Raw genomic sequence first — 23,183 nt, forward strand, 5'->3', positions numbered from 1 at the left:
AATGATACAGATACGACAATTAGGGACTATTATTGCAGGAATGGTATTAATGACGGTATTTCCCTGCGTTTATGGACAAAGTCGCGCTGATTTGGATAAGATTGCTGCTTCGCAGGCAGGGGCCTCTCCTTTGGTGTATACAACGGCAGATAAGGAAATTCCATTGATACAACTCGGAAATTATTATGATGAGAAAGAATGTACGGTAAGAAAGGGGCTTCCTAACTTTTACTCAAAAATAAAGAAAGAGCAGGAAATTACGGTTGCTTTTATTGGTGGTAGCATAACGCAAGGAGATTATTGCTATCGTTTGCAAACTACCCGATACATGGAAAATACTTTTTCTAATACCTGTTTTAAATGGATTAATGCCGGAGTGTCTGGTACGGGTACGGATTTGGGTGCTTTCCGGATTCGGGAACAAGTATTACAGTACAAACCGGATCTTATTTTTATTGAATTTGCCGTAAATGGTGGTTATCCTGACGGAATGGAGGGAATGATCCGAAAGATTATAAAAGAGAATCCTCATACGGATATTTGTTTGATTTATACGATTTATACGAATCAGGCTACTGTCTATCAGAAAGGGGATGTTCCACAAGTGATTAAAAGATTGGAAGATATTGCAACGTATTACCAACTCCCTTCTATTCATTTAGGCATGGAGGCGGCAGCACTTGAAAAGGCTGGTAAGCTACTTTGGAAAGGGACCAAAGAAGTTGCCGTTGGGAAAATTTTATTCTCTAATGACGGGGTACACCCTATCACTGATGGAGGGAACTTATATGCTTCCGCGATTGCACGAGGACTGGAGAAAATACGAAAAGAAAATAGTGCTTCGCAGGTACATATGCTTCCTGAACCGCTTTTCGGTTCGGAGTGGGAAGAAGCCGAAATGTATATCCCTTCACAGATTGCTTCTTGTGATAATTCATGGAAAGAGATTAATACATCAGTGACCCCTTCTTTAAAGAAGTTTTCTGGCTGGTTCGATACAGTGATGACTAGTAGTAAGGAAGGGTCATCATTTTCTTTTGGCTTTGAAGGAGATATGATAGGCTTATTTGATATTGGCGGTCCAGAAGTAGGGCAAGTGGAAGTTCTGATTGATGGAAAATTTGTTCGATTGAAAGAGATTAGTACTAAAGGTTTTCATCTATATGAGGCGAATGATCGTATCGGGAATTATACTTTGAATCGTTTTAATTCTTGGTGTAACAATCGTTATCGGGGGCAGTATGATGTGATAAAGTTGAAAAAAGGTATTCATCAAGTAACTATTCGAGTCTCTTCTGAGAAAGCTGACAAGAAAAAAATACTCGGTAATAAACAATGGGAGGATATAACAGCTCATCCTGAAAAGTATGATCAGTCTACAATTTATTTAGGAAGGATACTCTTACGTGGAAAACCGATTCCATGCGAACGCATAAAGGGAGTGCCTAAACTGCCACAACAACTGAAGTGGGAACAGAAAATGAAGCGTTATGAAAAGGCGGATTCCATCAATCCTCCGGCAAAAGATTTGATTCTTTTTGTGGGTAGTTCGACGATGGAGAATTGGAAAACTTTGGCAGATGATTTTCCCGGGAAGCCGGTTCTTAACCGGGGAGTTTCCGGCACGAAAACAATAGATTTGATTAATTACAAAGACCGCTTGATAAGCCCTTATCATCCTAAACAGATTTTTGTTTACGAAGGAGATAATGATATTGGTTACCAATGGACTCCGGATGAAATATTGGAGCAGATTAAGAGATTGTTCTTTATTCTCCGGAAAGAAAAACCGGAAGCGGAAATTATCTTTATTTCTATCAAACCGTCTGTGCGGAGATTGAAGGACAAAGAGAGGATCGAGCAGACAAATGCGTTGATAAAAGAGTTTGTAGAGCAACAAATGAATACTGCTTACGCAGATGTATATAATCCGATGTTTACACCAAAAGGGGAATTATTTCCGGAACATTATCGGGAGGATGGGTTACATCTGACGGCTGAAGGTTATGCAGTGTGGAAAGAGGTTATCTCCAAGTATATTAAATAACAAATAGTAGAATAGAATGATGAAGCATTTAATGATCGCTGGGATTTTGAGTTGTTTTTCTATGGGCGGCTTTGCTCAGATATATAAAGATAAAACAGCTCCTGTGGAGGACAGGACGAATGATTTGCTCCACCGCATGACATTGGAAGAAAAATTAGATTATATAGGAGGATATAAAGGCTTTTATATAAGGGGAATCGAACGTTTGGGCGTGCCCGAGATAAAGTTGACGGATGGTCCTGTCGGTACGCATAAAGATGGAAAATCGACAGCTTATCCGGCAGGGGTACTGACTGCTTCGACCTGGAACAGAGAGCTGGTGTATGAATTGGGAAAGCAATTGGGGAGAGATTCTAAAGCACGTGGTGTACATATATTATTGGGACCGGGTGTGAATATCGTTCGTTCTCCTTTGTGCGGAAGAAATTTTGAGTATTTCACGGAAGATCCATATTTGAACTCTCAGGTAGCTATAGGTTACGTAAAAGGATTGCAGGATCAGAAAGTGGTGGCTACTCTGAAACATTATGCTGCGAACAATCAGGAGTGGGACAGGAACAATGTAAGCAGTGATATTGATGAGCGTGTGTTGCATGAAATATATCTGCCTGTCTATAGAGCCGCCATTCAGGAAGCTGGTGCGGGTGCCGTTATGGATAGCTATAATCCGGTGAATGGAGTACATGCCACGCAGAATGATTATTTGAATAATCAGGTGTTGAGAAAACAATGGGGATTTGATGGAATTGTTATGAGTGACTGGTCGGCTACTTATGACGCTGTGGAGGCTGCTAATGGTGGTTTGGATTTGGAAATGCCGCGTGCCAAATGGATGAATAAGGAGAATCTGATGCCTGCGATAAAAGCTGGAAAAGTGAAGGAAGCGACTATTGACGAGAAAGTGAAGAGAATTCTGAGGATAATGTTTCGGTTCGGTTTTTTTGATAATGAACAGTTGGATAGCTCTATTCCATACAATAATCCGGAAGCGGCAAAAGTGGCATTGGAGTTGGCTAGAGAAGGTATTGTATTATTGAAGAATGAGAATGATCTACTTCCATTGAATCCTTCAAAAGTGAAGTCAGTTGCTGTGATTGGTCCTAATGCAAACTCTTATATATCGGGAGGTGGAAGTTCTTATACATTTCCGTTTCATTCTGTTTCAGTATTGGATGGGTTAAAGAATGTCGGACAGGATCTTCAGATTTCGTATGCACCCGGAGTACCTACCTTGACAGAAACAGTTGTTAATGCAATTTTTTACACAGAAGCGGGGAGTCGGATTAAAGGACTTAAAGCTGAATACTTTGATAATATTCGTTTAAAGGGAGCGCCGGCAAGAACTGTGATAGATACGATTGTTAATATAGGTAACGGCTGGCATATTGCTGCCGAAAACAAAGGTATTCCGTATGACCACTGTTCCATGCGATGGAGTGGAGTCGTACGTCCGGAGAAGACTGCTAATTACCGGTTCATAGTCAGAGGATTCGATGGGTTCCGCTTGAAGATTGGTACGGAAATGCTGATTAATGAGTGGAGAGACCAAGGAATAACGACTCGTGAGACTGTATTGGCGTTGGAGGCCGGGAAGGAATATCCTGTTGTCCTTGAATATTTTGCTAATGTGCATCCTGTTGATATTTCTTTTGGATGGAGAGAGGATAGATTGCTTTTTGATGAGGCTGTAGAGATTGCCAGGAAATCTGATGTGGCTATTGTGAACATTGGATTTAATGAAAGTAGTGAACGTGAAAGTAATGATCGTCCTTTCGAGTTGCCCGAATATCAGGATAGTTTAGTACAGTGTATTACGGCTGCCAATCCCAATACGGTTGTGTTGCTGAATGCGGGTGGAAATGTGGATATGTCAAAATGGATAGATAAAGTTCCTTCTTTGTTACATTTGTGGTATGCCGGTCAGGAGGGTGGAACGGCTGTTGCTGAAATTCTGTTTGGGAAGGTAAACCCCAGTGGGAAACTACCTATCTCTTTTGAAAAGAAATGGGAAGATAATCCGGCCTATCCATATTATTACGATGTGGATGGTGATAAGCGGGTAGAATATAAAGAGGGACTTTTTATGGGGTATAGGCATTATGATGTCAGTGAAACGAAACCTCAATTTGCATTCGGCTATGGAATGTCTTATACCACGTTTAAATACTCTGACTTACGTATAGATAGGGAAAAAGGCAGAGACTTGGTGGTTAAGATTCGGTTTACTGTAAAAAATACAGGGAAGCATGACGGAGCAGAAACAGCACAGGTATATATTCGACCTATAAACCCGAAGGTTGAAAGACCTTATAAGGAGCTTAAAGGGTTTGCCAAGCATTTTATTAGGAAAAATACCGTACAAGAAATAGAAATAACGTTGGATAAGGATGCTTTTTCTTATTATAAGACGGAATTGAAAGATTTTGATTATGATGTGGGAAGTTACGAAGTGCTTGTAGGAAGTGCGTCTGACGACATCCGGTTGCGTAAGGTGATACAGATAGAAAAGTAGGTTTAGAGCTAAAATAGAAGTAAAATTAATTAGATACGAGAAGATGGTACTTGATAAGTTTAATAGTGTGAGAATGTTTAACACGGATGTCCTTCAGGCTGATTTTGTAATAGTAGGTGGAGGTATTTCAGGGGTTTGTGCTGCTATAACCGCGGCTCGCCAAGGTCTGAAAGTGGTACTTATACAAGATCGTCCGGTATTGGGGGGGAATGGTTCCAGCGAAATAAGGTTGTGGATGCTTGGAGCAACTTCTCATATGGGAAATAATAATCGCTGGGCGCGTGAAGGCGGTGTGATAGATGAAATTATGGTGGAAAATACGTTCCGTAATTCGGAGGGGAATCCGATCATTTTTGATTCTGTCATGCTTGACAAGGTGGTAAGCGAACCAAATATAACTTTATTGCTGAATACTTGCGTGTATGAGGTAAAAAAGAGTGCCGGTCATAAAATAGAAAGTGTCAGAGGGTTTTGTAGCCAGAACAGTACTATGTACGAAATAACTGCTCCTTTATTTTGTGATGCTTCCGGTGATGGCGTTGTCGGTTTTCTTTCCGGGGCTCCTTACCGTATGGGGGCTGAAAGCAGAGAGGAGTTTGGCGAAAAGTTTGCACCGGCAGAGGATTATGGTGAACTTTTGGGACACAGTTTATATTTCTACACAAAGGATACTGGCAAGCCGGTTAAATATGTAGCTCCTTCTTATGCAATGGATGTAACGAAGACTGTTCCCCGATTTCGTAGTTTCAATGCGAAAGAACATGGTTGTAAATTATGGTGGGTTGAATATGGTGGCGACTTGGATACGGTACATGATACGGAACAAATTAAATGGGAACTGTGGAAGGTTATTTATGGAGCGTGGGATTATATCAAGAACTCGGGTAAATATCCGGAAGCGGAGACAATGACGCTGGAATGGGTAGGCTGTATTCCCGGAAAACGGGAGAGCAGAAGGTTTGAAGGCGACTATATGCTGATTCAGCAGGATGTCATAGAACAAAGACATCATGAAGATGCGGTCTCTTATGGCGGATGGAGTATTGATTTACATCCGGCAGCCGGCGTGTTCGGTGAGGAATCTGCTTGTAATCAGTGGCATGCGAAAGGGGTATATCAGATTCCTTACCGTTGTCTTTATAGCAGGGGAATTGAGAATCTTTTTCTTGCAGGAAGAATTATTAGTGTATCGCATGTTGCTTTCGGTTCAACCCGTGTAATGGCTACTTCTGCACACAGTGCTCAGGCTGTTGCGATGGCTGCGGCGATGTGTCTGAAAGAAAACATCTCTCCGAGAGAAGTATATTCTTTAGGGAAAGTATCTGAATTGCAGAAGAAATTATCAAGAATGGGGCAGTATATCCCTGATATGATAATCAGGGACGAAGAGAATTTGGTAACGAAAGCTACTTTGACTGCATCCAGTGAGTACCATTTTAAGGGGTTTCCGGCGGATGGGGAGATGCAGGTGCTGGATGAGTCTGTAGCTCAAATGATTCCTTTACAAAAAGGGGATGTATTGGGAAAAGTGCAAGTTGATCTTTGTGCTTCTGAAGAAACAGCTTTGGAAGTGGAACTTCGTATTAGCAGTAAAGCATTCAATCATACTCCGGATGTGGTTCTGGAAACTAAAATACTAGCTTTGCATCAAGGTAAACAACAGTTAGAGTTAGTTTTTGGAACTGTGATGCCGGAGGAGCAATATATTTTTCTTGTTTTCAAGAAAAATCCTTTGGTGCAGTTGCAATATACTCAAGAAAGGATTACTGGAATTTTGTCTGTATTTAATACGGTGAATGAAGCTGTTTCCAATTTTGGAAAACAAACTCCCCCAGAAGATATTGGAATAGAGGAATTTGAATTCTGGTGTCCGAAGCGGAGACCAGAGGGATATAATATCGCTATTCGAACAGAAAAAGACTGTTATGCTTTTCCTGTTTCGAATATTAATAATGGTATTGACCGTCCAGTTCAATCACCCAATGCTTGGGTGGCAGAATTGAAAGATCCGAATCCGACTTTGACAATTAAATGGGATGCTGCTATTTCTGTCGGGAAGCTCTCTCTCTTTTTTGATACAGATTATGATCAGCCTATGGAAACAGTTCAAATGACACATCCGGAATATAAAATGCCGTTCTGTGTAGAGAAATATAGAATATATGATGGCACAAATCAATTGATTTATGAGAAGAATGATAATCATCAATCGATAAATGAGATTATATTTCCAGAGAAGTTGGTTACGGATGAGATCAGAATCGTTCTGGAACATCCTTCCGGCCTGATTCCAGCAGCTTTATTTGCAGTAAAGTGTTATGAATAACTCAATATATTTTGAATAAAATATTGTTCTTGTGAGAGTGTGGAGAAGGTACAAGATTTTGTCTGTCTAATAGTTTGCTTTATCATGGTATTTAAGTATATTTGCTAAAATTTTATTTAATCTTGGTCGTAATGCAAAACGAAAATCTTGATATAACGGAACAGAAGAAACCTGCTTCACGAATGAAGTATCTTCAGTTAGTGGATTATATTAATTCACTAATTGAAGATGGAACACTTCAGATAGGCGATCAAATACCTTCACTTAACCAACTGCAAACGCAATTGCGCATGAGTAAGGAGACTTTGCTGAAAGGGTTGAATTACTTGTTGGAGATGGGGGTAATTGAAGCAATTTATAGAAAAGGGTATTTTGTAAAGAAGGTCTCTATAAACCATTCTTATCATGTATTTCTGTTATTGGATAAGATGAATGTGATGCGTGAACAGATCTATCGTTCTATCTTCAAATCTTTGAAGGATGTGGGAGATATTGACATTTACTTTCATCATCATAACTATAAAGTTTTTGAGAAACTCATTAAAGAAAACTTGGGCAATTATACGCATTATATTATAGCTACTTTTTTGAAGGAAGATGTGACAGATGTTTTAAACCTGATTCCGGCTGAAAAAAGAATAATCATAGATTATAACCAACAAGGATTGAGTGGTAACTATAGTTGTATTTATCAAGATTATGGCTATGATATCTATTGTAGTCTTTTACAGTTGCAGGATCGGTTGAAAAAATATGAAAAACTGATTCTGATAGCGCGTCCGGAAGCAATTCATGCACAACAAGTAATTGATGGTTTTCTGCACTATTGTGTAAAAAGTGAACTGCCATATTCTATAGAATCGAATGTAGAAGAGAAAAATTTCCGTAAAGGGAATGCTTATATTACTTTTAGTAGATATGATACGGATGATGTATCCTTGATTAAACTGGCAAAGAAGAAAGGATATGAGTTAGGTAAGGAAATAGGTTTGATTTCTTATAATGACACAGCTGTAAAAGAAATATTGGAAGGAGGTATTACTGTCATTTCTACAGATTTTGAGATGATGGGGAAGGCTGCGGCTTCTGTTATCTTGAATAAAAATATAATATATAAGCGTAACCCGACGAAAGTGATTATACGTAACTCTCTTTAAAAGAAAGTTCTATTAATGATATTAAAAAAAGAAAGCCACCCATTCAGGTGGCTTCTTTTTTGCTCTTCCTCTTGGACTTGAACCAAGGACCCTCTGATTAACAGTCAGATGCTCTAACCGACTGAGCTAAGGAAGAATGTTTGCAATCAAGATTTTCAACTTTGCTCTTCCTCTTGGACTTGAACCAAGGACCCTCTGATTAACAGTCAGATGCTCTAACCGACTGAGCTAAGGAAGAATGTTTTTCTCAATTGCGATGCAAAAGTACTAGGTTTTTTTGAAATATGCAATATCTTTGCAAAAAAAATATTAGGAATGGACAAAATAATAGGATTGGGCAACGCCCTGGTAGACGTACTCGCAACCCTGAAGGATGATACTCTTTTGGATGAAATGGGTTTACCCAAAGGAAGCATGCAGCTCATCGATGACGCTAAGTTACAGCAGATTAACACGAAATTTTCACAGATGAAAACCCACTTGGCAACAGGCGGATCGGCAGGAAATGCCATCCTCGGACTGGCTTGTTTGGGTGCCGGAACAGGGTTTATCGGAAAAGTGGGAAATGATAATTATGGAGAATTTTTTCGTGAAAATCTGCGGAAAAATAAGATTGAAGACAAATTATTGACTTCAGATCGACTGCCTTCCGGTGTGGCATCCACTTTTATTTCACCGGATGGAGAGCGCACTTTCGGAACCTATCTGGGAGCAGCGGCTTCTTTGAGAGCAGAGGAACTGACCTTGGATATGTTTAAAGGTTATGCGTACCTATTTATAGAAGGCTATCTTGTTCAGGACCATGAAATGATTCTTCATGCCATTGAACTGGCTAAAGAAGCTGGTTTGCAGATTTGTCTCGATATGGCTAGTTATAACATTGTGGCTAATGATCTGGAATTCTTCACCTTGCTAATCAACAAATATGTCGACATTGTCTTTGCAAACGAAGAGGAAGCGAAAGCCTTTACCGGCAAGGAGCCGGAGGAAGCTTTGAGAGTGATTGCCAAGAAATGTAGTATTGCTATTGTAAAAGTTGGGGCAAACGGTTCTTATATCCGTAAAGGGACAGAAGAAATAAAGGTTTCTGCCATTTCGGTTCAAAAAGTGGTGGATACTACCGGTGCCGGTGACTATTTTGCTTCCGGATTCTTATACGGATTGACTTGCGGATATTCGTTGGATAAATGTGCAAAAATAGGTTCTATTCTCTCGGGAAATGTTATTCAGGTAATCGGAACAACGATACCACAGGAACGTTGGGATGAAATTAAGTTAAATATTAACAGGATTCTGGCGGAATAACAAAGGATTGAGCTACTTTTACGACTCATTTAGATTGAAAGAGGTATGAAAAAATTGCTGAACAGGCAGATAGCTATTGTTGCAGTAGCGGTGATAGCCACAGTTGCTTTCTTTAGTTTCAAGAGTGGAGACGACCGTAATTTCCAGATTGCAAAGAATCTGGATATATTTAATGCGATTGTGAAAGAACTGGATATGTTCTATGTAGATACCATTGATCCGAATAAAACGATTCGGGAAGGAATCGATAATATGCTTTATACGCTGGATCCTTATACGGAATATTTCCCGGAAGAAGATCAGAGTGAACTGGAGCAGATGATTAAAGGATCATTTGGTGGAATGGGTTCTTACATTGCTTATAATACGAAACTAAAGCGTTCGATGATTTCTGAACCTTTCGAGGGAACGCCTGCTGCAAAAGCCGGTCTGAAAGCGGGAGATATCCTGATGGAGATTGACGGACAGGATCTTGCCGGTAAGAATAACGCGGAAGTCAGCCAGATGTTACGCGGACAGGCAGGTACCAGCTTTAAGCTAAAGATTGAGCGCCCGAATGAGAAAGGTGGACGTACACCGATGGAATTCACGATTGTACGTGAGTCTATTCAGAATCCGGCGATTCCTTATACTGCCGTATTGGATAATAAGGTGGGTTACATCAGCCTTAGCACTTTCTCCGGCAACCCTTCCAAAGAGTTTAAGAAAGCATTTCTGGATTTGAAGAAACAGGGCGCTACTTCGTTGGTGATAGACCTTCGTAGTAATGGCGGCGGATTGCTGGATGAAGCAGTAGAAATTGCGAATTATTTCTTACCGCGTGGAAAGGTGATTGTGACGACAAAAGGAAAAATCAAACAGGCTAGTAACACTTATAAGACATTGCGCGAACCGTTGGATTTGGATATTCCGATTGCAGTATTGGTAAATAGTGGAACCGCTTCTGCTTCCGAAATTTTATCAGGTTCTCTGCAGGATCTCGACCGTGCCGTTATCGTTGGTAACCGTACCTTCGGAAAAGGATTGGTACAGGTTCCCCGCTCTTTGCCTTATGGCGGAACGATGAAAGTGACTACCTCTAAATATTATATTCCAAGTGGACGTTGTGTACAGGCTATTGATTACAAGCATCGTAATGAAGATGGAAGTGTAGGAACCATTCCTGATAGTTTGACTAAGGTATTCCATACGGCTGCCGGACGTGAAGTACGCGACGGAGGTGGTGTAATGCCGGATATTGTTATCAAACAGGAGAAATTACCGAATATCCTCTTCTATCTGGTACGCGATAATCTGATTTTCGATTATGCAACACAGTATTGTTTGAAACATCCTACCATCGTTCCTCCGGAGAAGTTTGAGGTGACAGATGCCGATTATAATGATTTTAAAGCGTTGGTGAAGAAAGCCGACTTCAAATATGACCAGCAAAGCGAGAAAATTCTGAAAACGTTGAAAGAAGCTGCCGAGTTTGAAGGGTATATGGATGATGCTTCAGAGGAGTTCAAAGCACTTGAAAAGAAGTTGAACCATGATCTTGACCGCGACTTGGATTATTTCTCATCTGATATAAAGAAGATGATTGCTACTGAAATTATCAAGCGTTACTATTACCAACGTGGTAATATCATCCAGCAGTTGAAGGATGATGACGGTTTGAAGGAAGCAATGAAAATTCTGAATGATCCGGTGAAATATAAAGAAATGCTTAGTGCTCCGGCTGCTAAGGAATAAATGAATATATTTCGAACATAGATATATGCGGAAAACGCGGCTTTGTTACCAACAAGCCGCGTTTTCTGTATATCCATATTTAATTGTAAAAGTCCTGTAAGGTCATGCCCGAACACTGATATTTGTATCCTTAATCGATTTTTATTGGCGAATCAAAGGCAGGGTGAAATAAAATCTGCTTCCCTGTCCTTCCTGGGAGCGCAACCAGATACGTCCACCCATCTTCTCTACCAACATTCTGCAAAGAGTTAATCCCAATCCTGTTCCCTGAACAAAATCGTCGACCTTTCCAAAGCGTCGGAAAATTGTGGCAATTCTTGCTGCCGGAATGCCGATACCGCTATCTTTAACGTAGAACTCTACAAAATCCTCTTTTTCCCGATATCCGAAATGAATTTCTCCTTTCGGAGTAAACTTCGTAGCGTTACTAAGCAAGTTACTTATAATTTGTATGATGCGATTCCAGTCTCCCGAAGTATACATGTCCGCATCTACGTCGTCCAAAATAAGTTTGACACCGTTTTGCGTCTTATGGCAGAATTGTTGTTCCAGCTGCAGGCAGATATCTATTAATTTGATCGGGCGGATATTGAATTTTAGAGAATCAGCTTCAAGCGATGCCAGATCCAGAATATCATTGAATAGATTCAGCAGCATTTCCGAATTTCGTTCGATGATTTCCGAATATTGATTCTTCTCTTCTGCAGATGTTGCATAAGTGATTAGTTTGGAGAATCCTACAATGGCATTGAGCGGGGTACGTATTTCATGGCTCATGTTTGTCAGAAAAGCAGATTTCAACCGGTCCGACTCTTCCGCTTTGATTCTGGCGGCCTTTAGTTCTTTCTGTTGTTGGGCATTCGTCTGTTCCGCCTCCCACTGTTGGGATATATCACGGCACATACACAACAGATACTCTTTATCCAAAGGAAAGATACGGTTTTCGTAGTGATGTAAAACACCATCCAGCATAAGATCGTGTCTGGCTGTTGAACTTTCTCCTGTGAGAATCACCTTATCCATATTCTTGCGGACACTTTCATAAGCCTCTTTGGGCAGAATGTCTTTTACGTTAGTGGTAGTGATATTGTTGGGGCTGATACCTTCTACGTGATTAGTTGCCGGAGAAGAAGCAAGCTCTATGATATTGGCGTCATGGTCGAAGACGGTGAGCATGTCAGGAAGAGCATCCAGTATCCGGGTACTATATTTATCACGAAAACGTTCTTTGGAAGGAGAGGAAGAATCAGAAGAATGAGAGGAAAGAAAATCTATTTTCTCCTCTAATTGTTCGATTATTTCTAAAAGATCTTCCTTTGTTTTGTTTTCGTAATTTCTCATAGAAGATTCGTTATTATTCATTAGAATGTTGTAGAAGTTGTTTTATCTGTTGCAAATATAAAACAATATTCCGAGATGCTGACAGCCTCCCTAGTTATTATAATATAAAAAAAACGGATAGCTTTTGCCCTACTAATCAGAATGTTCTATCTTTGCATCCATTATATATAAATGATTTACAATATGTCTACAGAATTATTCTCTACTCTGCCCTATAAGGTGGCAGATATTACACTTGCTGATTTCGGACGCAAGGAAATCGATTTGGCAGAAAAAGAAATGCCCGGCCTGATGGCTCTTCGCGAAAAGTATGGAGAATCCAAACCGTTAAAAGGTGCCCGCATTATGGGGTCGTTGCACATGACCATTCAAACGGCTGTGCTGATTGAAACATTAGTGGCTTTAGGAGCTGAAGTACGTTGGTGCTCTTGTAATATATATTCAACGCAGGATCATGCTGCTGCTGCGATAGCTGCTGCCGGTGTACCGGTATTTGCATGGAAGGGCGAGACTCTTGCCGATTATTGGTGGTGCACGTTGCAGGCATTGAGCTTTGACGGCGGCAAGGGACCGAATGTGATTGTAGATGATGGCGGTGACGCGACAATGATGATCCACGTGGGTTATGATGCAGAAAATAATGCTGCCGTATTGGATAAGGAAGTACACGCAGAGGATGAAATAGAACTGAATGCCATCTTGAAGAAAGTGTTGGCAGAAGACAGTACTCGCTGGCATCGTGTAGCGGAAGAAGTGCGTGGCGTATCTGAAGAGACAACGACAGGCGTACACCGTTTGTATCAGATGCAGGAAGAAGGCAAATTGCTGTTCCCGGCATTCAATGTGAACGATTCGGTAACGAAATCTAAGTTTGATAATTTGTACGGTTGCCGCGAATCGTTGGCCGACGGAATCAAGCGTGCAACAGATGTGATGATTGCCGGAAAAGTAGTAGTGGTATGCGGTTATGGTGATGTGGGTAAAGGCTGTTCTCACTCCATGCGTTCTTACGGAGCGCGGGTGCTCGTAACGGAAGTAGACCCGATCTGTGCATTGCAGGCTGCAATGGAAGGTTTCGAAGTAGTGACGATGGAAGAGGCTTGTCTGGAAGGTAACATTTTCGTGACAACGACAGGTAATATCGATATTATCCGTATCGACCACATGGCGAAGATGAAAGATCAGGCTATCGTTTGCAACATCGGCCATTTCGATAATGAAATTCAGGTAGATGCTTTGAAACATTATCCGGGTATCAAATGTGTGAATATCAAACCGCAGGTAGACCGTTATTATTTCCCGGATGGACATAGCATCATCTTGTTGGCTGACGGTCGTCTGGTAAATCTGGGATGTGCAACAGGACACCCGTCATTCGTGATGAGTAATTCATTTACCAATCAGACGTTGGCTCAGATAGAACTGTTCAACAAGAAATATGATATCAATGTATATCGCTTGCCGAAGCATCTGGACGAGGAAGTGGCTCGCCTGCATCTTGAAAAGATCGGTGTGAAACTGACTAAGCTGACTCCCGAACAGGCCGCTTATATTGGTGTGTCAGTGGATGGTCCTTATAAAGCAGATCATTATAGATACTAATTAAATTGAGAATTGAGAATTAAAAATTGAGAAATAATTGGCGGGATAAGGTATGATTCGGCGGTTGTTATTTTCGGTTTTTAGTTTTCAATTCTCAATTCTCAATTCTCAATTATATGAAGAAGTTTCTTCCCGACTTAATAGCCATTCTGGCTTTTATCATTCTTTCTTTCGCCTATTTTTTTCCGGCTGATATCGAAGGTCGTATCTTGTTTCAGCATGACACGGCTGCCGGAGTGGGTGCAGGACAAGAATCGAAAGAGTACCTCGAACGTACCGGAGAACGTACACGCTGGACGAATTCGATTTTTGGAGGTATGCCTACCTATCAGATGTCTCCGAGTTACGACTCGACAACGTCTCTGAAAGGGGTGGAGAGGGTTTATCGCCTCTTTCTCCCGGATTATGTAGTGCTGACTTTTATCATGATGCTGGGATTCTATATCCTCTTGCGGGCATTCGGAATATCGGCCTGGCTGGCAGGATTAGGCGGAGTGATATGGGCATTCTCTTCCTATTTCTTCATTCTGATACCGGCAGGGCATATCTGGAAGTTTGTGACATTGGCTTATATACCACCTACGATTGCAGGTGTCGTTCTGGCTTACCGGAAGAAATACCTGTTGGGCGGAATCATTACGGCCCTGTTCATCGCCCTTCAGATTCAGTCGAATCACATTCAGATGAGCTATTATTTCATGTTTGTGATCCTGTTTTTTGTAGGAGCTTACTTTGAAGATGCTTATAAAAAGAAAGAACTGCCTCATTTCTTCAAGGCTAGCGGGGTTTTAGCACTGGCTGCCGTGGTAGGAGTCTGCATCAATATTTCCAATCTGTATCATACGTATGAATATAGTAAGGAGACGATGCGCGGCAAGAGCGAATTGAAGCAGGAGGGAGCTGCTGCCAGTCAGACTAGTAGCGGATTGGATCGTGATTATATAACCAACTGGAGTTATGGTATCGGTGAAACGTTGACGTTGCTGGTTCCGAATGTAAAGGGCGGAGGATCAGGATCTACGATGTCACAGAGCGAAGCTGCTATGGCAAAGGCTAATCCAATGTATAACGGTATTTACTCACAGTTACCTCAATATTTCGGTGAGCAGCCGTGGACAGCCGGTCCGGTATATGTGGGTGCATTTGTGATGTTCCTCTTTGTATTGGGGTGCTTCATTGTGAAAGGGCCTCTTAAATGGGCGCTGCTGGGAGCTACTATCTTCTCGATTCTGCTTTCATGGGGAAAGAATTTCATGGGACTGACGGACTTCTTTATCGATTATGTCCCGATGTATAATAAGTTCCGCGCTGTATCTTCTATTCTGGTAATAGCTGAATTTACAATACCTTTGTTGGCGATTTTTGCCTTGAAAGAGATTTTGAGTAAACCGGATATGCTGAAACAGGAAAAGAACTGCAGAGGAGTGATTGCTGCGTTGGTACTGACTGCCGGTGTTGCACTCATTTTAGCTGTCGCACCGGGCGTTTTCTTCTCCAGCTTTATAACGACACAGGAGATGACTGCTTCGAAACAAGCACTTCCTGCCGAACATTTGGCTCCGTTTGTGGCTAATCTGACTGAAATGCGCGAAGCCATTATTGCTTCGGATGCATGGCGCAGCTTCTTTATTATAGTGATCGGTTGCCTGTTCTTATTCTTGTATCAACTGCGGAAGTTGAAAGCCTCTTTCACACTGGCGGGTATTGCGCTTTTGTGTCTGATAGATATGTGGAGTGTCAATAAACGCTATTTGAATGACGAACAGTTCGTGCCGAAGTCGAAGCAGTCAGAAGCATTCGTGAAAACACAGGCGGATGAGATTATTCTTCAGGATACGACTCCGAATTATCGTGTACTGAACTTCATCGGTTTCCCCGGTAATACATTTAATGAAAACAATACAGCATATTGGCATAAGAGTGTCGGCGGCTATCATGCAGCGAAACTTCGCCGCTATCAGGAAATGATAGACCATCACATCGTGCCCGAAATGAAAGAAACTTATCAGGCTGTGGCTACTGTCGGTGGACAGATGGACAGTGTGGATGCTTCCAAATTCCGTGTACTGAATATGCTGAATACCAAATACTTCATTTTCCCTGCCGGAGAGCAAGGGCAGGCTGTTCCTGTCGTGAATCCTTATGCATACGGTAATGCATGGTTCGTAGATAAGGTGCAGTATGTAAATAATGCAAATGAAGAAATAGATGCTTTGAACGATATTCTTCCAACGGAAACAGCCGTAGTGGATGTGAAGTTTAAAGAACAGCTGAAAGGTGTGACAGAAGGATATAAAGATTCACTATCTACCATCCAGTTAACCAGTTACGAGCCAAATCGTTTGGTTTATAAGGCTTCCACTCCTAAAGACGGAGTTGTTGTTTTCTCTGAAATATATTATCCGGGATGGCAGGTGACTATCGATGGCCAGCCGGTGGATATTGCCCGTGCAGACTATATCTTGCGTGCGATAAATATGCCGGCAGGGGAACATACCATCGAGATGTGGTTTGATCCGCAAAGCATACACGTCACGGAAAGTATTGCTTATGCAGCATTGGCTTTATTGTTAATCGGAGTTATGCTTCTTGCGTGGACGCAGCGGAGCAAGATAGCGAAGAAGCCTTAAGCAAAAATGTAACAGCATCAACCTTATAGTGTATTGTAAGGTTATAAAATAAGGGCGGCTCTCTTCCTCACGAAGAGAGCCGCTACTTTGCATTCACTAAAAAATTATGAAAAACAAACGCTGTTCATAGAAACATATTAAGTGTGATGTTTTAGAGATTTTTCTGTTCAAAATCCGGTTTTTCGCCAGAGTGATTATCTTTGTGCATTCTTCTTTGAGCAGCCTTTTTCCGTGCGGCATTTTGTTCAGCCTGCCACTTTTCGTACTGTTCTTTTGTCAGAATCTTTTTTATCTTCTTTTCTTTGGCTTCTGCAGCTTTCTTTTGTGAATCGGCAGAATTGCTGTCTTTGTTCATCATCGGTCCACCTCCCATTCTGCCGGGAAAACCACCTTCTCCCATCATAGGCGGTTGGCCTCCACCCATTGGTGGGCGTCCTCCCCGCATTCCAGGGCCTTCTCCCATTGGCGGACGTTGGTCATCCGAATTTTGCATAGCCTTGAAGAAAGCTTTCTGCTCTTCCAGGTTCAGCTTGTATATTTTTTTATATTGTTTATCTGTCAGCTGGAGTAACTTATTCATTTGGTTTGTCATCTGCGTGGCTACCTTTTCCGGATTCAACACCTCACGCGGAAGACGCTTTTCTTGTTGCCTTTCTTGCGGCTCATTGGCTTCTTGTGCATTTATAAAACCTGCACAGCACGTTAAGCAGACTGCCAATCCTATCAATTTCATGTTTTTTCTCATCTCTCTTATGCTTTTATTTGTTTTAATACTCCAAAGCTAAGCAGATATCGGAACAGATAAAAATAAAATCGACTAAGTGCGGAGATTTGTCTATCAAAAGCTCGACTCTACTTTCTCCTGCGGCCTTATATCATCTATGCCCTGGGACGGAAAGGAGTTACGAGGTGGTAAACAAGTAGTTCAAGCGTTGAAACTGGTAGTTTCCCTATTTGAAACTGTTGGTTTCCCGGTGTGAAACTCTTAGTTTCCTGCCTTGAAACTTTTAGTTTCTAACGCTTGAAACTGATAGTTCCACAGCCTGAAATAAATAGTTTCAATACGGGAAAAACTATAAAGAACGTGTTGATATTCTCTTTAGCAATAACTCTTATTTAATTTAGATGGTGATAGGTGATAGATGAGGTGATAGGTTACTGACAACCTATCACCGCTCTGAAAACACTATGGATAAAGGGTTTGATAATGCTGGTGATAGGTTGAAAGAGGATTTCAGTTTTTATATATGAGAGAGAACCGGATATACATAGATTTCTATATCTATTCCTGTGCCGGTTGGATCAGCAGATTGTGTATCGGTTTGAATCATTTATTCTTTTTCACCATAAGCAAGATCGCCTGCGTCACCCAGTCCCGGAACAATATAAGAATGTTCGTTGATTTCCGGATCAATGGCAGCGCACCAAATGGTTGTCTTGTCTTCAGGAAATACATTCTTTATATGGTCAATGGCCTTTTGGCTGGCAATAATGGAAGCAACGTGAATTTCAGCGGGATGACCTTTCGTCAGCATTGCCTGGTAACTTAGTTCCATACTGCCTCCTGTTGCTAACATAGGATCGGTGATAATCAATGTCTTGTCATCAATACGGGGAGATGCGATATATTCTATATGTATATCGAATTTCAGCGTATCTTTATATTTGCGGTAAGCAGAAACAAATGCATTTTCCGCCCCGTCGAAATAACTAAGGAAACCTTGGTGGAAAGGCAGACCTGCACGTAGAATAGTGCTGATTACTAAATTGTTGTCCGGCGTACTGACCGGAGCAATTCCCAGTGGTGTCTGGATATTCTTTACCGAGTATTTAAACTCTTTACTCATTTCGTAAGCCATGATTTCTCCGATCCGTTCAATGTTACGGCGGAAACGCAGGCGGTCGTTCTGAACTTCTACATTTCTAATTTCGGATATGTACTGGTTTAGAATCGAATTAGTTTGGCCAAAATCAATTACTTTCATATTATATTTTAATCAAATTTTAATCTCATTTTCATAGTATTGATAACATACTGGCTTGCAAAGTAAACGATAATCTTTCAAATTGCAATATTCAGTTTGCAGATATTGTTAGGAATTTATAAAAGAGTTTCAATTAGGGAAAAATTTCTCTAATACCTTCTTCCTTTCCAAAGAAAGTATTACTTTTGTAGCCGGATTTACAAGGGGGTATCCAAAGCTCCCCATGTTAAGGTGAAAAGAGATAGAAAACAAAATACCAATTTTAATTAATTCAAAAGAAAATGGCAAATTTAGATTTAAGCAAGTACGGTATCACAGGTGTGACCGAGATTGTGCACAATCCGTCTTATGACGTTTTGTTCGCTGAAGAAACAAAACCAGGTTTGGAAGGTTTCGAAAAAGGCCAGGTAACTAACATGGGCGCTGTAAACGTAATGACTGGCGTTTATACAGGACGTTCTCCTAAAGATAAATTCTTCGTAAAAGACGAAACCAGCGAAAATACAGTATGGTGGACTTCTGAAGAATACAAAAACGACAACAAACCAGTTGACGCAAAATGTTGGAAAGCAGTTAAAGAATTGGCAACTAAAGAATTGTCTAACAAGAGACTGTTCGTTGTTGATGCTTTCTGTGGTGCTAACGAAAACTCTCGCTTGAAATTGCGCTTCATCATGGAAGTTGCATGGCAAGCTCACTTCGTAACAAACATGTTCATCCGTCCGACAGCTGAAGAATTGGCTAACTTCGGTGAACCTGATTTCGTTATCATGAACGCTTCTAAAGCTAAGGTTGAAAACTACAAAGAACTGGGCTTGAACTCAGAAACTGCAGTTGTATTCAACTTGACTGAAAAGATCCAGGTTATCCTGAATACTTGGTACGGTGGTGAAATGAAGAAAGGTATGTTCTCTTACATGAACTACTTGTTGCCTTTGAACGGCATGGCTTCTATGCACTGCTCTGCTAACACTGACAAAGAAGGTAAGAGCTCTGCTATCTTCTTCGGTCTGTCTGGTACAGGTAAGACTACTTTGTCTACTGACCCGAAACGTCTGTTGATCGGTGATGACGAACACGGATGGGATGACGAAGGTGTATTCAACTTCGAAGGTGGTTGCTACGCTAAAGTTATCAACTTGGATAAAGAAAGCGAACCAGACATCTGGAATGCTATCAAACGCGATGCACTGTTGGAAAACTGTACAGTTAACGCTGAAGGCGAAATCAACTTCGCTGACAAGTCAGTAACTGAAAACACTCGTGTTTCTTATCCTATCTATCACATCGAAAACATCGTTAAACCGGTGTCTAAAGGTCCTCACGCTAAACAAGTTATCTTCTTGTCAGCTGACGCATTCGGTGTATTGCCTCCAGTATCTATCCTGAACCCGGAACAAACTCAGTACTACTTCCTTTCTGGTTTTACAGCTAAATTGGCTGGTACAGAACGTGGTATCACTGAACCGACTCCGACATTCTCTGCTTGTTTCGGTGCTGCTTTCTTGTCATTGCACCCAACTAAATATGGTGAAGAATTGGTTAAGAAGATGAAGAAAGCTGGTGCTAAAGCATACTTGGTGAACACAGGTTGGAACGGCTCTGGCAAACGTATCTCTATCAAAGATACTCGTGGTATCATCGACGCTATCCTTGACGGTTCTATCGACAAAGCTCCTACTAAGGTTATGCCTTACTTCGACTTCGTTGTTCCTACAGAACTTCCGGGTGTTGATCCGAAGATCCTTGACCCACGCGACACTTACGAATGTGCTTGCCAATGGGAAGAAAAAGCAAAAGATTTGGCTGGACGTTTCATCAAGAACTTCGCTAAATTTACTGGTAACGAAGCTGGTAAGGCTTTGGTTGCTGCTGGTCCGAAACTCTAATTGGAGAATCAGATATAATATGGAAGGCGGTTCGATTTCGAACCGCCTTTTTTGTTTATGCCTGTGCCTTTCTATGAGAATAAATGCTGTTTGTTTAAAACTTTTCCCTATATTTGCCAAAACAGGAGTACTAACCTTTAAAGGCGGTTATGGTATATCTAGCTACTGACAAACAGACCTATGCGGATCTAAGCATTACAGAGACTGCTAATAATGAGCAATTTCTTTTCTCTTTGTTTTCCAAAACAGAGACAAAAGAAGGAAAAGCGCTGATGTTGAACTGGATTATGTATCCGCTAAGTGATTTGGGGGAAATCCGTAAAAGACAGAAGGCTATTGTCTGGGATGCTTTGCCTGAACTTCTTTTGAATGAAGAAGAGCTGGATTTTATTGAGTATTACCTGGCTTATCGTGACCAGATACGGGAAGCTCATATTTTACTTTCATGTGCTACTGTTATCGACCGTCTGGTGCGATATGATTCGACCCGTTATGTGATCTGCAGAGGGGTGAAATTAGTGGTTCATCTCTTGCATTGTCTGAAGGAATGGGCGACAGAACTACCACAGGACGCCCCACAACTCATGAAAGAATCTGCTGCTATGATTGATAATATTCTCCATGGAAGTGAATTGGAGGAAGTATTGGAGCAGACCTCTGATGAGGAAAAACGACTATCTAACTTTGTCATAGACAAATTCGATTATCTATTCCGGTGTACTCGGTTGTTATCTTTGAAGGAACTTCTGTCTGTTATATATCTACTTGATGTTTGCCGTACAGCTCACCGGGTGGCAAAAGAGAAGAACTTCTGTTGTATGCCGGTAATGGTACCGACAATGGACTTCTCGGTGGAGGGAGTCGTTCATCCTTTTGTGAAAGATGCGCAGCCAAACAGTTGGCAGATGTCCCGGGGAAATATATGCATTTTTACAGGCTCTAATATGGCGGGAAAGTCAACAACTTTAAAGGCATTGACCTTGGCTGTCTGGTTGGCACATTGCGGTTTGCCTGTTCCTGTGAAATCAATGATTTGTCCTCTTTACGAGGGGATTTATACCTCTATCAATCTGCCGGATTCTTTGCGGGATGGACGAAGTCATTTTATGGCGGAAGTGCTCCGTATTAAAGACGTGATGCAAAAAGCCGTGACCGGAAAACGCTGTTTGGTGGTATTGGATGAGATGTTTCGCGGGACGAATGCTAAAGATGCGTTTGAAGCCTCCGTTGCCGTCAATGAATTATTGAAAGGCTTCTCTCATTGTCATTTTTTGATATCGACACATATTCTGGAATATGCGAAAGCCTTTGAAAAGGATTCTTCCTGTTGCTTTTATTATATGGAAGCAGAAATTATTGATGATGCGTTTGTCTGTCCTCATCGGTTGTTGATGGGGATTTCAGAGGCCAGAGTCGGGTATTGGGTCGTGAAAAAATTACTGTCGGGTTTGATATAGCCTAGATTTATCGTATCTTTATTGCGATTTCTAATTATTAACTAATACTATTTTATGAACAAGCTTATTCCCCCCACGCCCTCCGGGCGTTTAGCTTCCCTTGACATTTTACGTGGTTTCGACCTTTTTCTTTTAGTCTTTTTTCAACCGGTATTTGTTGCCCTGGCGCATTGTCTTAACCTGCCTTGGCTCAACACAGTTTTGTATCAGTTTGATCATGAGGTATGGGTTGGTTTCCGTTTCTGGGATATTATCATGCCTCTCTTCTTGTTTATGACAGGGGTATCGATGCCTTTTTCTTTTTCCAAGTTTAAGGATGACCCGAACAAGGGAGCTATTTATCGTAAAATCATCAAACGTTTTATTCTGCTTTTTATTTTTGGTATGATTGTGCAAGGTAATTTGTTGGGACTTGACCCTCAAAGGCTTTACTTGTATTCCAATACCTTGCAGGCTATAGCGACCGGATATCTGATTGCATCTGTCACTCTGTTGCATTGCTCTTTTAAGTGGCAGATCATCGTCACTTGTCTGTTGCTTTTGGCATACTGGGTGCCGATGACTTTTCTGGGAGATTTTACTCCGGAGGGGAACTTTGCGGAGAAAGTGGACCGTATGGTGCTCGGGCATTTCCGCGACGGTGCATATTGGAGCGAAGACGGGAACTGGCATTTCTCACCTTATTATACCTATACCTGGATTTTAAGCAGTCTAACTTTTGGAGTGACCGTGTTGCTGGGTACTTTTGCCGGGCGTATCATGAAAGAGGGAAAAGCTGATAGAAAGCGAGTGGTACAGGTTCTATTGTTGGTAGGCGTTGCATTGATAGGTGCTTCCTTGCTTTGGAGTCTGCAAATGCCTATTATTAAGAGAATATGGACATGTAGTATGACACTGTTCTCTGGTGGACTTTGTTTCCTTTTGATGGGAATATTTTACTACTGGATTGACTATAAAGGACATTCCAATGGCTTGAACTGGCTGAAAATTTATGGGATGAACTCCATAACAGCTTATATTCTGGGGGAAGTGGTAAACTTCCGTTGCATTGCTGCTTCTGTCAGTTATGGGTTGGAACAGTATATGGGAAACTACTATGCAGTGTGGCTTAGCTTTGCCAACTATTTGATTGTATTCCTGATATTACGAATGATGTATAAACATGGAGTATTTTTGAAAATATAAGAAGTTGCTTTAT

The 23,183-nt window shown here is 41.3% G+C and carries 14 protein-coding genes and 2 tRNA genes; 11 read left to right on the forward strand and 5 right to left on the reverse strand.

Annotated features, from left to right (window positions below):
* The first annotated feature begins 1 nt into the window (after position 1).
* The 4 genes from CJF29_RS01885 to CJF29_RS01900 all read left to right on the forward strand — a co-directional run bounded on the left by CJF29_RS01885 (position 2) and on the right by CJF29_RS01900 (position 8,042).
* Positions 2 to 2,047 (forward strand): SGNH/GDSL hydrolase family protein, encoded by a 2,046-nt coding sequence (locus CJF29_RS01885; protein WP_218014235.1) that lies wholly within the window; start codon positions 2 to 4, stop codon positions 2,045 to 2,047.
* 16 nt (positions 2,048 to 2,063) lie between these two features.
* Positions 2,064 to 4,559, forward strand: coding sequence for a beta-glucosidase (locus CJF29_RS01890; protein WP_099145726.1), 2,496 nt, complete (start codon positions 2,064 to 2,066; stop codon positions 4,557 to 4,559).
* A gap of 73 nt (positions 4,560 to 4,632) precedes the next feature.
* Complete coding sequence (locus CJF29_RS01895) at positions 4,633 to 6,885, forward strand: FAD-dependent oxidoreductase (protein ID WP_255299303.1); 2,253 nt, start codon at positions 4,633 to 4,635, stop codon at positions 6,883 to 6,885.
* A 131-nt stretch (positions 6,886 to 7,016) separates the two neighbouring features.
* The gene (locus CJF29_RS01900; RefSeq protein ID WP_009000958.1) at positions 7,017 to 8,042 is read left to right on the forward strand and encodes a GntR family transcriptional regulator; all 1,026 of its coding nucleotides are present in this window, start codon (positions 7,017 to 7,019) and stop codon (positions 8,040 to 8,042) included.
* A gap of 62 nt (positions 8,043 to 8,104) precedes the next feature.
* Here CJF29_RS01900 and CJF29_RS01905 read toward each other — a convergent pair.
* Together CJF29_RS01905 and CJF29_RS01910 are read right to left on the reverse strand one after the other, a co-directional pair.
* Positions 8,105 to 8,178 (reverse strand) — tRNA-Asn (locus CJF29_RS01905).
* A gap of 28 nt (positions 8,179 to 8,206) precedes the next feature.
* Positions 8,207 to 8,280: transfer RNA gene (locus CJF29_RS01910), tRNA-Asn, on the reverse strand.
* Between the two features lie 77 nt (positions 8,281 to 8,357).
* Here CJF29_RS01910 and CJF29_RS01915 point away from each other — a divergent pair.
* Together CJF29_RS01915 and CJF29_RS01920 are read left to right on the forward strand one after the other, a co-directional pair.
* Positions 8,358 to 9,347 carry an adenosine kinase gene (locus tag CJF29_RS01915; protein ID WP_074559297.1) on the forward strand — a complete coding sequence of 330 codons (990 nt, stop codon included), beginning with the start codon at positions 8,358 to 8,360 and terminating at the stop codon, positions 9,345 to 9,347.
* Between the two features lie 45 nt (positions 9,348 to 9,392).
* Complete coding sequence (locus tag CJF29_RS01920; RefSeq protein WP_074559298.1) at positions 9,393 to 11,081, forward strand: S41 family peptidase; 1,689 nt, start codon at positions 9,393 to 9,395, stop codon at positions 11,079 to 11,081.
* Positions 11,082 to 11,222: 141 nt separating this feature from the next.
* Here the strand turns inward: CJF29_RS01920 and CJF29_RS01925 are convergent, their stop codons facing one another.
* On the reverse strand, positions 11,223 to 12,422 hold the full coding sequence (locus CJF29_RS01925; protein WP_074559307.1) for a PAS domain-containing protein: 1,200 nt from the start codon (positions 12,420 to 12,422) through the stop codon (positions 11,223 to 11,225).
* 183 nt (positions 12,423 to 12,605) lie between these two features.
* Here CJF29_RS01925 and ahcY point away from each other — a divergent pair, with 183 nt between their 5' ends.
* Together ahcY and CJF29_RS01935 are read left to right on the forward strand one after the other, a co-directional pair.
* Positions 12,606 to 14,024, forward strand: a complete 1,419-nt coding sequence (gene ahcY / locus CJF29_RS01930; protein WP_009000954.1) for an adenosylhomocysteinase — start codon at positions 12,606 to 12,608, stop codon at positions 14,022 to 14,024.
* Between the two features lie 116 nt (positions 14,025 to 14,140).
* Positions 14,141 to 16,654, forward strand: a complete 2,514-nt coding sequence (locus tag CJF29_RS01935; protein ID WP_099145728.1) for a YfhO family protein — start codon at positions 14,141 to 14,143, stop codon at positions 16,652 to 16,654.
* 151 nt (positions 16,655 to 16,805) lie between these two features.
* Here CJF29_RS01935 and CJF29_RS01940 read toward each other — a convergent pair whose 3' ends face one another.
* A complete protein-coding gene (locus CJF29_RS01940; RefSeq protein WP_099145729.1) occupies positions 16,806 to 17,399 on the reverse strand; it encodes a hypothetical protein in 594 nt (197 codons plus the stop codon).
* A 586-nt stretch (positions 17,400 to 17,985) separates the two neighbouring features.
* The gene (gene upp, locus CJF29_RS01945; RefSeq protein ID WP_004310703.1) at positions 17,986 to 18,639 is read right to left on the reverse strand and encodes a uracil phosphoribosyltransferase; all 654 of its coding nucleotides are present in this window, start codon (positions 18,637 to 18,639) and stop codon (positions 17,986 to 17,988) included.
* Positions 18,640 to 18,920: 281 nt separating this feature from the next.
* Between upp and pckA the strand changes: the two genes are divergently transcribed.
* From pckA to CJF29_RS01960, 3 genes are all read left to right on the forward strand, one after another.
* Positions 18,921 to 20,528, forward strand: a complete 1,608-nt coding sequence (pckA, locus tag CJF29_RS01950) for a phosphoenolpyruvate carboxykinase (ATP) (RefSeq protein WP_004302393.1) — start codon at positions 18,921 to 18,923, stop codon at positions 20,526 to 20,528.
* A gap of 149 nt (positions 20,529 to 20,677) precedes the next feature.
* Positions 20,678 to 21,985, forward strand: a complete 1,308-nt coding sequence (locus CJF29_RS01955) for a MutS-related protein (RefSeq protein ID WP_099145730.1) — start codon at positions 20,678 to 20,680, stop codon at positions 21,983 to 21,985.
* Between the two features lie 54 nt (positions 21,986 to 22,039).
* Positions 22,040 to 23,170: an acyltransferase family protein gene (locus CJF29_RS01960; protein ID WP_099145731.1), complete on the forward strand. Its 1,131-nt coding sequence runs from the start codon at positions 22,040 to 22,042 to the stop codon at positions 23,168 to 23,170.
* Positions 23,171 to 23,183: the final 13 nt, after the last annotated feature.

This window comes from Bacteroides celer (assembly GCF_002632415.2).
Classification (GTDB): domain Bacteria; phylum Bacteroidota; class Bacteroidia; order Bacteroidales; family Bacteroidaceae; genus Bacteroides.

Bases quoted from the DNA above. Each gene is read 5' to 3' on its own strand.
- CJF29_RS01885 (WP_218014235.1), top strand. From the start codon at position 2: ATGATACAGATACGACAATTAGGGACTATTATTGCAGGAATGGTATTA.
- CJF29_RS01890 (WP_099145726.1), top strand. From the start codon at position 2,064: ATGATGAAGCATTTAATGATCGCTGGGATTTTGAGTTGTTTTTCTATG.
- CJF29_RS01895 (WP_255299303.1), top strand. From the start codon at position 4,633: ATGTTTAACACGGATGTCCTTCAGGCTGATTTTGTAATAGTAGGTGGA.
- CJF29_RS01900 (WP_009000958.1), top strand. From the start codon at position 7,017: ATGCAAAACGAAAATCTTGATATAACGGAACAGAAGAAACCTGCTTCA.
- CJF29_RS01915 (WP_074559297.1), top strand. From the start codon at position 8,358: ATGGACAAAATAATAGGATTGGGCAACGCCCTGGTAGACGTACTCGCA.
- CJF29_RS01920 (WP_074559298.1), top strand. From the start codon at position 9,393: ATGAAAAAATTGCTGAACAGGCAGATAGCTATTGTTGCAGTAGCGGTG.
- CJF29_RS01925 (WP_074559307.1), bottom strand. From the start codon at position 12,422: ATGAGAAATTACGAAAACAAAACAAAGGAAGATCTTTTAGAAATAATC.
- ahcY (WP_009000954.1), top strand. From the start codon at position 12,606: ATGTCTACAGAATTATTCTCTACTCTGCCCTATAAGGTGGCAGATATT.
- CJF29_RS01935 (WP_099145728.1), top strand. From the start codon at position 14,141: ATGAAGAAGTTTCTTCCCGACTTAATAGCCATTCTGGCTTTTATCATT.
- CJF29_RS01940 (WP_099145729.1), bottom strand. From the start codon at position 17,399: ATGAGAAAAAACATGAAATTGATAGGATTGGCAGTCTGCTTAACGTGC.
- upp (WP_004310703.1), bottom strand. From the start codon at position 18,639: ATGAAAGTAATTGATTTTGGCCAAACTAATTCGATTCTAAACCAGTAC.
- pckA (WP_004302393.1), top strand. From the start codon at position 18,921: ATGGCAAATTTAGATTTAAGCAAGTACGGTATCACAGGTGTGACCGAG.
- CJF29_RS01955 (WP_099145730.1), top strand. From the start codon at position 20,678: ATGGTATATCTAGCTACTGACAAACAGACCTATGCGGATCTAAGCATT.
- CJF29_RS01960 (WP_099145731.1), top strand. From the start codon at position 22,040: ATGAACAAGCTTATTCCCCCCACGCCCTCCGGGCGTTTAGCTTCCCTT.